The following is an 11,859-nucleotide window of genomic DNA, read 5'->3' as shown; positions in this document are numbered from 1 at the left end:
ACGTTCGCGATGTCGACGCCCGTGCCGTCGCTCTTCACACGAACTTTTACGTTGTAATCCACTACCCGTTTGACGGGGACAAGCACCTTCATGCGGAACTCCCTTGAATCAAAAAACCGGGCGGCCTGCCGTGATTACGGCATCCGCCGCCCTCGAATATACGAAAACTTACCTGCTAACCCGCTGCTGAATCGACCAGCAAACACACTGACGAACCGACTCGCGACCTGACGTGCGAGATGACTTGCGAACCTACTCGATTTCACGCCCCTTCGTCTCGGGCAACATAAACGCGGTAATCAACACGACCAGATAGGCGCCGCCCGCAAACATGCCGATGGCGGTGCCCAGACCGCTCGTCTTGGCCAGATAGCCGACCAGACTCGGGAACAACGCGCCGATGCCGCGCCCGAAGTTATACGCGAAGCCCTGCGCATTCGCGCGCACCGCCGACGGAAACAATTCCGTGAGATACGCACCCATGCCACTGAAAATGCCCGACGCCGCGAATCCCAGAGGAAAGCCGAGGATCAGCATCTGGTCGTTGCTCAGCGGGATCTGCGTGTATGCGTAGATACTCACGCCCGAGAGCACCGCAAAAATCAGCAGATTCGCGCGACGCCCCAGACGGTCCGTCAGATACGCGCCGGTCAGATAACCGATGAACGAACCGAGAATGATCACCAGCAGATAACCGCCCGTGCCGATCACCGACAGGTGCCGCTCCGTCTTCAGAAACGTGGGCAACCACGTCGTCACGGCATAGTACCCGCCTTGCACGCCCGTGCACAGCAGCGCCGAGAGCGCCGTGGTCTTGATGAGTGCCGGCGAGAAAATCGCCCATGCCGACGTGCGTTTCTCCGCAGCCGCTTCGCGCTTGCGCGTGCGCTCGAACAACGCCGGCTCGGGCACGTTCTTGCGGATGAAAAGCACGAACACCGCCGGAATCACGCCGATCCAGAACAGCGCGCGCCACGCGTATTCCTCCGGCAGAAAAGAGAACGACGCCGTGTAGCACAGCGCTGCCACCGCCCACCCGATGGCCCAGCCGCTTTGCACGGTCCCCACGGCGCGTCCGCGATACTCGGTGCGAACGATCTCGCCCATGAGCACCGAGCCCACCGCCCACTCACCGCCAAAGCCCAGGCCCTGCAACGCGCGTAGCACGAAAATCTGCTCGAAGCTCTGCGCAAAGCCGATCAGCACGGTGCAGATGGAGAACCACAGAATCGTCACCTGCAAGATGCGCACACGTCCGAACCGGTCTGCGAGCACGCCCGCGAGCCAACCACCGATCGCCGAGAACAACAGCGTGACGGTAGCCAGCATGCCCGCCTGCCCTTTGTCGATGCTGAACACGGTGATCAGGGTCGAGATCACGAAGGTGAACACCATGAAATCGAGCGCGTCGAGCGCCCACCCGCCGAACGCGGCAATAAACGTGTGCCGCTCGGTCTTGTTCATCTGCCGATACCAATTCATCTTGTCTCCTCCTGTACCTCGGGAACTACAAGAGCGCGACGTGCGCCCGATATCGTTAAGCTGCGGACCGCGCCCCAAAACGTCGAGCGGCAAGGGGGGCGCAAGGGTCATCAAGGGTCGGCAAAGCCGCGTACATCGGCTCGTGTGTTCGCCAGCTTGCCGGTTCGCCCTCAGAGGGTCGTCGGGAATCCGTACAAGCGCGACGGGTTGTCCACGAGAATGCGACGACGCGTGTCGGCATCGGGCGCCCATTGCGGCAGCAGATTGCGCAGCGCGCCGGTATTCGGCATGCGCGTGAGCGACACGTGCGGCCAGTCGCTGCCCCAGACCATGCGATCGGGCGCATCTTCGATCAGCGCCTGCGCGAACGGCGTCACGTCGTCGAACATCGGGAAACGCTCGCTGATCCGGTACGCGCCGGAGAGCTTGACCCAATAACCGTGATCGCGCACGAGCGAGCGCAGTGCCGAAAATCCCGGCGAATCGAGCCCTTGCGCGACAGGCGTATGCCCCATGTGATCGACGATACCGGGCACAGGCAGCGACGTCATGCGCGGCATGAGTTCAGGTAACGCATTCACATCCATCAGGAACTGCATGTGCCAGCCCAGATCCTTGATGCGATGCGCGAGCGTTTCCATCGCTGCAAAGCCGATGCCGCCGCCGAACAACACGTTGATGCGCAGACCGCGAACGCCGGCCGCGTGCATGGCCTCCAGCGTCGCGTCGCTCACGTCCGGCGACACCACGGCGATGCCGCGCAGGCGGTCGGGATGACGACGCAGCGTCTCGAGCATATAGCGATTGTCCGTGCCGTAGACGCTGATTTGCACCAGCACGCCGTACGTCATGCCCGTGGCGTCGAGCATCGCGAGGTACTTGTCTTCCGGCGCGGGGGGCGGCGTATAGCTGCGCTCGGCCACCATCGGGTACGCGTCGCTCGCGGCGACCACGTGCGCATGCGTGTCGACGGCGCCGAACGGCACCGCGAACGTGGGCGGATCGATCTCCGGCAGCGGGCCGAGGCACAGCGGCGCGTCAGCGGCGGAAATTACGGTCATGTCGACTCCTCGGAAGGCCCGGCCGCCACCGTGACAATGTCGGGTGCCCGTCGGGGGAAAACGTCTAAGCGAATGTCAAAGCCAACGTCAAAGTGCATCCATCGAACCGGCACAGGCGCCCAGACATCAGGCGCCTGTCTCGGCAAAAACCGTTACAGCAGCTTGCCAGGGTTCATGATGCCCGCCGGATCGAAGACGGCCTTGATCTCACGCATCAGACGCAACTCCAGCGGCGACTTGTACTTCGCGAAGTCGGCGCGCTTGAGTTGACCGATGCCATGCTCGGCGCTGATGCTGCCACCGAACCGCACGACTTCGTCGAGCACCTCGGCGGTGATCGCCTTGCCGTGCAACGCCATGAAATCGGCTGGCTCACCCGCCGGACGCGACAGGTTGTAATGCAGATTGCCGTCACCGAAGTGACCGAAGATGAACGGGCGCACCTGCGGGCAAACGCGGCGCACGCGGGCTTCGGCACTCGTCATGAATTCGGGGATGGATTCGATCGGCAGCGAGATATCGTGCTTCAGATGCGGGCCATCCGCGCGCTGCGCCTCGGAGATTTCCTCGCGCAGCTTCCACATCTCCTCGACCTGACCAAGCGTGGAGGACACCACCGCGTCCGCACACAAATCGCGCTCGATGGCCGTCTCGATCACCCGTTCGAGCAGCGCATTCAACGCTTGCTCGTCGGCCGTATCGGCCAGTTCGACCAGCACATAACCGGGGTGACGTTCACCGAACGGCGCACGTACGCCGGGCACATGCGCCATCACCAGGTCGACGCACTCGCCGGTGAAGAATTCGAACGCCTGCATGCGCGGTCCGCACTCGGCGAACAGCAACTCATAAAGTTCCAGCGCCTGACGCGGCGACGTCACCGCCGCGATCACCACCTGACGCACGGGCGTGGGTGCGTACAGACGCAGCGCCGCCGCCGTGATCACGCCCAGGGTACCTTCGGAGCCGATCAGCAATTGCTTGAGGTCGTAGCCGGTGTTGTCCTTGCGCAGCGTACGCAACCCATGAAGGATCTCGCCGTTCGGCAGCACGGCCTCGACGCCGAGCACCAGTTCGCGCGTCATGCCGTAACGCACCACGTTCACCCCACCGGCGTTCGTCGCGAGGTTGCCGCCGAGCTGGCACGAGCCTTCGGCCGCGAGACTGAGCGGCAGCAGACGATTGGCGTCGCGCGCGGCGCGTTGCAGGTCTTCGAGAATGCAGCCGGCCTCCGCGACCATCGTATTGGCGATGGTGTCGAGACTACGCACGGCATGCATGCGGTCGAGGCTCAGGACCACGTTCTGCTCGGACTTGTCGGGCGTCGCACCGCCGCACAGCCCCGTGTTGCCGCCGCGCGGCACGACCGGCGTCGCCGTGCTCTGGCACAGCGCGAGAATGTTGGCGACGTCCTGCGTCGAGCGCGGACGCACGACGGCCTGCGCATGGCCGCGATACATGCCGCGCCAGTCGGCGAGCCACGGCGCGATATCGTCGGAGGAAGTGAGCACGCTGTCGGCGCCGACGGCGTCGATCAGGCGTTGAGCGAAAGCGGTGATGGTCATAAGGTCACGCGTCGGGGGTTGCGGTGTGTGGGGGCTGGTGTCTGACGATACGGCGCGTCAGGCTCAGCGCTCGATGTTTCACGTCGGGAGAGGCGCGATGGCGCCCGTAATGATGTCGCGCCCCGGCAGCGTCAGTCCCAGACGCGCCGAGGCCCGCAACAGATGCGAGAGCGAGGCGGCCTTCGCCAGCAGCGGATCGCGCGCCTTGATGGCATTGAACACCGCCACGTGCTCCTGATGCACCTGCGCGGCGAGCCCGTCATGACGCAGCGTGTTCGTGCGCGCGGCCTGCACGACCTGACGAATTTGCAGATTCAGGTATTGCAGCAAGTCAGCGTAGTAGCGGTTGTGTGTGGCACGCGCAATGGCAGCGTGAAAAGCGGTGTCGAACTCAACGCCGTGCTCGGCGTGATAGAGATTCGTTTCCAGCTTCCCGAGAATGGCTTCGAGCTCGCGGATATCCTCGTCGGTGTGGCGCACGGCCGCGAGCGCCGCCGCCGTGCTTTCCAGATCCAGACGGAGTTCGTAGACGCTGGCGAGATCGGCCGCGCTCTGCCCCACGGGCACCTGAAAGCCGCTCTGCGGCGTACGCGCCTTCACGGTCACGCCCGCGCCCTGGCGACTGTCGATCAGCCCCTGCGCGCGCAGACGCTCAGTCACCTCCCGAATCACGGCAGGACTCACGCCATAGGTCTCGGCGAGCTGCTTGCCGGTCGGCAGCCTGGTGCCGACGGGGTACACGCCCTGCCGGATGGCGTCCAGCAACTGCTGCGCCACCTGTTCGGTCAGGGTCTTGGGCTTGGTGGTCATCCCTTGATGGTCGTCCTTTGCGACGTTTGATTCTTTTCAGGTTTGCATGTTATCTGAAAACTTCAAATACTCAACATAGGGTTAACCCTTGATCGCCACCTCACGTCCGCATAAGGCCCTACGCGGTTCGTGTTCCGAAAAACAAAGCGGCGACGAAGACGTGTCTCCGTCGCCGCTCGATCCGAGCCATCGTCGTGCTTACACACGATTCCGGTCGGACGTCGTCCTGCGCGCGAGCGTTCTCAGAAGCCGATCAATGCTTCCGTCACGTGACCGACGTTCGGCGGTGCCGCGAAGCACTCGCTCACCAGCGTACGCCACTGGGTGAAGGCGTCCGAATTGCGGAAATGCACCGTGTGGTCTTCCAGCGTTTCCCAGGTCACGACGAGGCTGTAGTGCGTCGGCTGTTCGATGGACTTGAGCAAACGCATGCCGTGGCAGCCTTTCGAGCCCTTGAACAGCGGTGCCGCCTTGGCGACGCCTTGCTCGAACTCGGCTTCCTTGCCGGGCTTCACTTCGATCTGGGCGATTTCAAAGATCATGGTTTTCCTCTGAGATTTGTGCGTAGTCGTGCTGTTTTTCGAGATTGCGAAATCGTTGCGAGCGATGGGTGACCGGGGTTCGGCGGTATCGCGGCATCGTCGGCAACAGGTCGGGGTGTGAAGCCTGCCGCCGCGAGAACGTCCGATTCTATACCGCACATTTGTGACGCGCATCGTGTGATGCGGCTGCACATTCCTACGGCCGCTTTCACCGCGCCCTGCGCGATTCGCAAGACGTCGCAGGCGCGCCGACCGGACACGGCGGCGCGCCGAAGCACCACAACCGTGCAACGAGGCGCTGACATCTTCACATCACCAGATAAAACGCCTATGTGAATCAATGCACTAATCGAATCTGGCATTGCTCTTGCATATCTTCATTTCCTCTCACGTTTGCACCAAAAGAGCACATTCATGCCCAATTCCAATACACCCGGCGACGTGCTGTTCCTTCTGCTCGGCGCGATTCTGGTGCTGGCGATGCATGCCGGTTTTGCGTTTCTCGAACTCGGCACCGTCCGCAAAAAGAATCAGGTCAACGCGCTGGTCAAGATCCTGACGGACTTCGCCGTCTCCGGGCTTGCGTATTTCTTTATCGGCTACCCGCTCGCGTACGGCGTGGATTTCTGGTCGAGCGCCGCCGTGCTGTCGGAGCACAACGGTTATGCGCTGATCAAGTTCTTCTTCCTGTTGACGTTCGCCGCCGCCATTCCGGCCATCGTGTCTGGCGGGATTGCGGAGCGCGCCAAGTTTCACCCGCAATCGGTCGCGACGTTCTTCCTCGTCGGTGTGATTTACCCGTGCTTCGAGGGCATCGCGTGGAACGGGCATCTGGGCATTCAGGACTGGCTCGCGCATACGCTGGGCGCGCCGTTCCACGATTTCGCCGGTTCGGTGGTCGTGCATGCCGTGGGCGGGTGGATCGGACTGGCAGCGGTGCTGCATCTCGGCGCGCGTCGCGGACGCTACAACGGGCAAGGTCAGATCGCGGCCCATCCGCCGTCGTCGATCCCGTTCCTCGCGCTGGGCGCGTGGATTCTGATCGTCGGTTGGTTCGGCTTCAATGTGATGAGCGCGCAACGTGTGGGCGGCATTTCGGGGCTGGTCGCGGTGAACTCGTTGATGGCAATGGTCGGCGGCACGTTGGTGGCGATGTGGGTGGGCAAGGACGATCCCGGCTTCATCCACAATGGCCCGCTCGCGGGACTCGTGGCCGTGTGCGCGGGATCGGACGTCATGCACCCGCTCGGCGCGTTGATCGTCGGCGCGGTGGCGGGCGGCCTGTTCGTGTGGCTCTTTACGGTGACGCAGAACCGTCTGCGCATCGACGATGTGCTCGGCGTTTGGCCGCTTCACGGCGTATGCGGTATCTGGGGCGGCCTGGCGGCCGGCATCTTCGGCCAGACGTGGCTTGGCGGATTGGGCGGTGTGAGCTTCGTCACACAGATCGTCGGCACGCTGCTGGGCGTGACGATCGCGTTTACCGGCGGCTACGTCGTGTACGGCGTAATCAAGCGCGTGACCGGATTGCGGCTCGACGACGAGCAGGAATACTACGGCGCCGATCTGTCGATCCACAAGATCACGGCAACGCCGGAGCGGGAGACGAACTGGTAAAGTGAAAGCGAACAATTGAAGTTGTCCGGAAACAATTGAAGTTGTCCGGCTCAACCGAACGACGGTATCGCCCAGAAGCGCTGGCGGCATATGTGGCACGCATTCGTGCGGGACGAATATCGGCTCCAGCTGACCTGCCCCCTTGGCCAAACATGCGAGGGGCCCTATCGAGACGTGCTAACGCAGATGTCTTGCACCGATAAGATGACAATCGCGCCACTACCTACAATGTCGGAATTGGTAGTCGGCGCGGTTCGCGCCTCATCAATAGGACATTAGTGGCTCTAGCAATTCCGATAAATTCGTTGTGAGTTGAGCATCCACTGCCGCCGGTGATTTGCCCCAGAGCTGAACCAAGACGGGAACGATGTCCACGGCCTGCCACGGCATCAACGACCTTTTGTCTATGGTTGCGAAAGGTCCGTCCGTCTCCGGCAGCACCCGCTCAACAGGCATTCTGCTGAGCAAGTCCCTCCCCTTTGCCCCCACAAGCATGGCCGGGCCGACACTGAACCAGCACCCCAAATCTATAGCGCGTTGCAACTCTCTTGCTGTGCCGGAGAACCAATGAAGAATCACCTTCCCTGCGGTCGGACGCTTTTCAAGAATGTCCAGGACCTCCGTGACCGCTCCTCGAGAGTGCACGCTAACGACACGGCCACCATGACGCTCGCACTCGGCGATAACTGAGTCAAAGATTTCCCGCTGCAGACGCAAAGAAGAGCGAAATCTTGGTGACCCATCCAAACCCACTTCACCGATGAACGGAGCGCGGGCCACGTTCGACACCAACAGGTCTCGCTCACTTGACTTACGCTCTGCGATTTCCGGATGAAGCCCCAAGGCAACCTTCACATTGTCCTGCCCGGCAAATACGCGCGAGGTTGCAAGCCACGCACGTGGACTCGTCGTCACAACGAGGGTGAAACGATTGCGCCTTGCTACTTCAGGTAGAAGTTTCAACGCGTCAGGATAGAGGTCAAGGTGGCAGTGCAAGTCCATTAGACGACACCATGTTGCCCAAGCAGCACTCCGAGCTCTTCAAGGCCGCGTTGCACCACGCCCTCGTATAGCGGGCGATTCACGCCATCAGCAAAACTTAACGCTCCACCGAAGAGACGGCTTGCTCCGACTGCTTGAGCACGCAAGTACGCCAACGCAGCAGCGCCAATATCATTTGCCCCAGTGGTTCGCCCCGTCGTGGCAAGGTCGTGAAAGCGATAAGTCCGAGTAGTGTCGGGCATTCTGGCTCGAATGAAACCACCCCGGCGAACCATACACGGCACGCACCGACCACAGTGAGTGTAGTTGTAGTAACCGAAGCGACCACAACTGGTCGACTCGCCCACAAGTTGTTGGAGCAAAGCTTGATTCGCGCAATTCGTCAGCATCTCTCCCTTCGTAGCAAAACTGTACGGCGAAACGAGTTGCGCCGGGATACCTACTGCGTCCCATATAGCCTGAAGCCGGCTCAGAAGCACCGGGTGCGTGGTTTTGGTGCTGAAACTACCAAAACGCCCCGGCGTGAGGGGGACGTTCAGGCTAATGAATCCGTTTTCCGGAACAAAGACCTCCGCTCGGCCGTTCGCCGGCAAGTCGATAGCGCAACTAGCGAGCGCAGCAAACGCAAAGAACACTATAGACCGACCTCGCGTGGAACGCTCTGACGCGTGGGTCAAGCGAACCCGGTGATTCCACTGAAAATGTCGGTCTGCGGCGCCAAGCGCTCGCGCAAACGCGCGTTGAGTGTGCTTATCGCCCTTCGCTACCTGCGACACGAACAGCGGTCGGCGACCGGCGGCCGTAAGGTCGATTGCGCCAACCAGACTGTCCATTCCCCCAGAAAGGAGGGACACGCAATCGGCATCATATGAGAGTGGCGCGGTCGACTGGGGTGGTGGCTCACCACCTGGCAACAAATTCAGTGTCCAAAAATCGCCCGTCAAGAAACGAAGCATCTCCTGAAGAGCCTCTCGCTGAACCTCCCATGGCGCCGGGTCATGCAAATGAACGTCGAGATTAATTACTCGCGTCCAACCGTCAGCGCTCCCGGCACGAAGGCAGGTCAAATCCGCAGCGGCAACCGCAAGCCCCAGCGAGACAAAGTCCCAGATTTGAACAGATGGAGTCAGACCTGCCCTCGAGAGAACATGCCTCCATCCGGGAGCGATAGTGCCAACGTTCATCCGCCCGGGGTTGGAATATAACGAAAAGTAATCCACACCGACTGGAATGACGGTCGGCAGAAGATAGTCCGGACAGCAGACAACAGAAGTCATAGCGTTCCCTCATATACGGCGAAAGTACTCTCAAGTGCTTGCAGCATTGTTGACTCAAGCTGCCTCGGTGCCGGATTTGGGTTTGCCTGCCTAATAGTGCGAATCTGAGCGGACAGCTCAGCCCTCAGGTAATCGTGCATTTCGTTAACGCGCGCAACGGTCAAACGAGGGTCAAGACGAGAGCTTTCGAAAAGCTGTCCAATGTCGAGCTGGAGTCGGTTGCACGCTTCCTGTGCCAAGAAAATCTCGACCAGACTCCAAATGTCGCCGTCGCTCATGTTGAGCAAATCGACGCTTGGTTGAATGTCCATTAACTCCACCGTGGCCTGGGCCATCGAATCCTTACAGGACTCCTCCTCCAAGCTCCCGCCGCTGGTAGTTAGCTGTCGGATAACCTCGTCAACAACATCCTGAACGGTAGGGGCACGTGCCGCTAGCGAGTTGAGCCATTGATTGACCTGCGCGTCAGTTCCATTACGCGCGGCCTGCAAGAATGACACCAGCCCCGCCGCCGTCCGCGCGGATGTTCGCATCCGAGCCGCGGCGTTTCTCGCCCCGCCCATGCCGGTTCGAGAGTAATGGCCGACGGCCCGCCCAAATGAGTCGCCGCTTCCCGTTCTTGCAAATGCGCCCAGCTCTCTTCGGGCGGGCCCAAATCTGCGCGCGGGCGCAACTCCATTGGGAGGATTCGGATTCTGGTTGTTATTGTTCCCGGGCCCCACTCCATTCGGAGCTTGACCGCTCCCCGGAATACCTCCGGGCATATCAAGCAAGTCGAGCCAAGGCGGGTCGTAGGGGACGCCAGGACCCGGCCCCGAACTAGACGTTGAGGTACCCATTTAATTTTTTCCTTGAAGTGCTTTCAGGGCATTCTTGACCGGCTGAGGAGAGTTGGTGTCTGAAGCCCAAGCCACGAGTAGGCCCTTAGCCCAGGCTTCGTCTCGGATGTTCGGCAGCAACGCGGCCGGACGTTGCATGCCTGGAATTTCCTGAAGCAGCCCTACGAACAAGGAGCCCAAGTGAGGGAACGCTCGAGTTACGTGCAAACACCTGGTTAGCGAAGTCGTCGACCATTGTTCCGAGCGCGCGCGCCGCATCAGCCGGGTTAGCACTCGCTCAGACTCGCCTTCGCCCAAGGTTTGCAGTTGCTTTACGAGCAAGTCCATTATTGTCTTGGACTCGAAAATCGCATCAAGCATTGCTCTCCCCTCTGCGGACAGCTCATCGAATGCAGCAAGTGAGCCACCTCTGTCTTTACTCAGATAAAGGAGAGGCCGAAGGTCGATTCCCGCGAGCGTCGGTGCAAGCTTTAGCCAATCTCCGACGAACTTCGTGTCCCAGCTGAGGTCTGGAGCATCGTAGATATTTCCCGTTGCAAGCGCGGCTTCATACGAGCATCGTCAAATCCCTGGTATAGCCATGCGTTGAACTCGAGGAGGGCGTATTTCTTGTCTCCGTCGTCATCGCCCTCGAGCGAAGCTGCGACCATCTTTACCAAAGATGATTTCCCTACGCCCCAACTACCCGATATGCCAATGGACAACGGCTCGCCCGCGGAATCCCGGATTAGCTGTGCCGCTGTGTCAGCGACGACCGAAAAGTTCAGAAGGTCCGTCGACGTTTCTACGTCGTGCCACATGCGATGGCTCCTTTAGTGCCGAAAATGAACTGCCGGATTTCCAATGCAAGCTCGCAGTAGAGGCAGGAAGCAAAGACGCTGCACTCAATGTGGAAGGGTGTCTTCCATTCCGGCTTCGTCGTCACCCGCCGAATTCGTAAGAAATCTGGTTTGGTGCACGCAAGGCGAACTGAGCTGCCGAATCGTTGGACGAGACTGTATCTGCCCACGCTGAGCAAATTTCCTACCACGACTTACTTCCGCAAATGGACTGAACCGTCCACCACGACCGCTACCGACGGGACCCGACCGTGAGTCAGCGCCTGCGAAATCCGAGCGCCTGCCTCAGCCGTTGTCCGGGTCACACCTAGCAACCTGCAAACTGCCTTCGCCAACCCATCCCGCGACGTGCCTCCGTGCTGCGCGAGGATATACACGGCCGCATTGCCCAGTTCTTCGAGTGCAATCTCGTCGATACTTCGGCGTGCTTCGGTGTCGATTCCTGGCACACGAACACCTTCCCAAGTGCTCGGATTAGCGTGTTCTGGCCAGTAGAAAGTCGTGCCAACGTCGTTCGTACGAGCGAAATTCCTAGGCACCAGTGCGCTCAGATGCGCTTCGATTCGGATACCTACCCGAGACAGTCCCCAAGCCCGCGTTACGCGCTTGAATACCACTGCCTGCGACACAGGGCCTTCCGTTTGAATTACCTGGGCCAGTTGACCAGCTAAGGTCGACATTGAACGGCTTTCATAGAAAAGGTCCGGATTGCCTTTGTCCAGGCAGACCACTTCATATTCGGGAAGCTGTGACATGCCCCCTTCAATCGGGCCAATGGGCTTCTAGCAAAGTCCCTTTAAACCAACTCCTGGAAAGCGGTAGGAG

Annotated in this window: 11 protein-coding genes and 1 pseudogene; 1 reads left to right on the top strand and 11 read right to left on the bottom strand. The window is 60.6% G+C overall.

Annotation, left to right across the window (positions count from 1 at the left end):
- The 6 genes and pseudogenes from PAN31108_RS25935 to PAN31108_RS25910 all read right to left on the bottom strand — a co-directional run.
- Positions 1–92, bottom strand: a pseudogene (locus PAN31108_RS25935) (electron transfer flavoprotein subunit beta/FixA family protein); the annotation flags it as partial.
- 160 nt (positions 93–252) lie between these two features.
- Entirely contained in the window at positions 253–1,482 is a 1,230-nt protein-coding gene (locus PAN31108_RS25930; protein WP_150671624.1) for an MFS transporter, read from the bottom strand.
- A gap of 170 nt (positions 1,483–1,652) precedes the next feature.
- Positions 1,653–2,543: an amidohydrolase family protein gene (locus tag PAN31108_RS25925; protein WP_150671623.1), complete on the bottom strand. Its 891-nt coding sequence runs from the start codon at positions 2,541–2,543 to the stop codon at positions 1,653–1,655.
- 152 nt (positions 2,544–2,695) lie between these two features.
- Positions 2,696–4,108 (bottom strand): FAD-binding oxidoreductase, encoded by a 1,413-nt coding sequence (locus tag PAN31108_RS25920; RefSeq protein ID WP_150671622.1) that lies wholly within the window; start codon positions 4,106–4,108, stop codon positions 2,696–2,698.
- 78 nt (positions 4,109–4,186) lie between these two features.
- Positions 4,187–4,918: a FadR/GntR family transcriptional regulator gene (locus PAN31108_RS25915; RefSeq protein WP_150671621.1), complete on the bottom strand. Its 732-nt coding sequence runs from the start codon at positions 4,916–4,918 to the stop codon at positions 4,187–4,189.
- Between the two features lie 242 nt (positions 4,919–5,160).
- The gene (locus tag PAN31108_RS25910) at positions 5,161–5,460 is read right to left on the bottom strand and encodes an antibiotic biosynthesis monooxygenase family protein (RefSeq protein WP_150671620.1); all 300 of its coding nucleotides are present in this window, start codon (positions 5,458–5,460) and stop codon (positions 5,161–5,163) included.
- Between the two features lie 414 nt (positions 5,461–5,874).
- On the opposite strand from PAN31108_RS25910, the gene PAN31108_RS25905 reads away from it, so the two are divergent.
- Complete coding sequence (locus PAN31108_RS25905; RefSeq protein WP_150671619.1) at positions 5,875–7,077, top strand: ammonium transporter; 1,203 nt, start codon at positions 5,875–5,877, stop codon at positions 7,075–7,077.
- A 264-nt stretch (positions 7,078–7,341) separates the two neighbouring features.
- On the opposite strand, the gene qatD is transcribed toward PAN31108_RS25905, so the two are convergent.
- The 5 genes from qatD to PAN31108_RS25880 all read right to left on the bottom strand — a co-directional run bounded on the left by qatD (position 7,342) and on the right by PAN31108_RS25880 (position 11,789).
- Positions 7,342–8,079 carry a Qat anti-phage system TatD family nuclease QatD gene (gene qatD / locus PAN31108_RS25900; RefSeq protein WP_150671618.1) on the bottom strand — a complete coding sequence of 246 codons (738 nt, stop codon included), beginning with the start codon at positions 8,077–8,079 and terminating at the stop codon, positions 7,342–7,344.
- Entirely contained in the window at positions 8,079–9,263 is a 1,185-nt protein-coding gene (gene qatC, locus PAN31108_RS27125) for a Qat anti-phage system QueC-like protein QatC (protein WP_306440176.1), read from the bottom strand. Before qatC ends, qatD begins: the two co-directional genes overlap by 1 nt.
- 89 nt (positions 9,264–9,352) lie before the next feature.
- Entirely contained in the window at positions 9,353–9,919 is a 567-nt protein-coding gene (gene qatB / locus PAN31108_RS27120; RefSeq protein ID WP_306440175.1) for a Qat anti-phage system associated protein QatB, read from the bottom strand.
- Between the two features lie 746 nt (positions 9,920–10,665).
- Positions 10,666–10,995, bottom strand: a complete 330-nt coding sequence (locus PAN31108_RS27235) for a P-loop NTPase fold protein (protein WP_150671615.1) — start codon at positions 10,993–10,995, stop codon at positions 10,666–10,668.
- A gap of 233 nt (positions 10,996–11,228) precedes the next feature.
- Positions 11,229–11,789 (bottom strand): DUF3320 domain-containing protein, encoded by a 561-nt coding sequence (locus PAN31108_RS25880; protein WP_150671614.1) that lies wholly within the window; start codon positions 11,787–11,789, stop codon positions 11,229–11,231.
- Between the last annotated feature and the right edge of the window lie 70 nt (positions 11,790–11,859).

Origin of the sequence: Pandoraea anhela (assembly GCF_902459655.1) — a bacterium.
Taxonomy (GTDB): Bacteria; Pseudomonadota; Gammaproteobacteria; order Burkholderiales; family Burkholderiaceae; genus Pandoraea; species Pandoraea anhela.
The sequence above is the reverse complement of the archived record's forward strand: the minus strand, read 5'-3'. Positions and strand labels throughout refer to the sequence as shown.

Bases quoted from the DNA above. Each gene is read 5' to 3' on its own strand.
- qatB (WP_306440175.1), bottom strand. From the start codon at position 9,919: ATGGGCGGGGCGAGAAACGCCGCGGCTCGGATGCGAACATCCGCGCGG.
- PAN31108_RS25920 (WP_150671622.1), bottom strand. From the start codon at position 4,108: ATGACCATCACCGCTTTCGCTCAACGCCTGATCGACGCCGTCGGCGCC.
- PAN31108_RS25910 (WP_150671620.1), bottom strand. From the start codon at position 5,460: ATGATCTTTGAAATCGCCCAGATCGAAGTGAAGCCCGGCAAGGAAGCC.
- PAN31108_RS27235 (WP_150671615.1), bottom strand. From the start codon at position 10,995: ATGTGGCACGACGTAGAAACGTCGACGGACCTTCTGAACTTTTCGGTC.
- PAN31108_RS25905 (WP_150671619.1), top strand. From the start codon at position 5,875: ATGCCCAATTCCAATACACCCGGCGACGTGCTGTTCCTTCTGCTCGGC.
- PAN31108_RS25880 (WP_150671614.1), bottom strand. From the start codon at position 11,789: ATGTCACAGCTTCCCGAATATGAAGTGGTCTGCCTGGACAAAGGCAAT.
- PAN31108_RS25930 (WP_150671624.1), bottom strand. From the start codon at position 1,482: ATGAATTGGTATCGGCAGATGAACAAGACCGAGCGGCACACGTTTATT.
- PAN31108_RS25925 (WP_150671623.1), bottom strand. From the start codon at position 2,543: ATGACCGTAATTTCCGCCGCTGACGCGCCGCTGTGCCTCGGCCCGCTG.
- qatD (WP_150671618.1), bottom strand. From the start codon at position 8,079: ATGGACTTGCACTGCCACCTTGACCTCTATCCTGACGCGTTGAAACTT.
- PAN31108_RS25915 (WP_150671621.1), bottom strand. From the start codon at position 4,918: ATGACCACCAAGCCCAAGACCCTGACCGAACAGGTGGCGCAGCAGTTG.
- qatC (WP_306440176.1), bottom strand. From the start codon at position 9,263: ATGAACGTTGGCACTATCGCTCCCGGATGGAGGCATGTTCTCTCGAGG.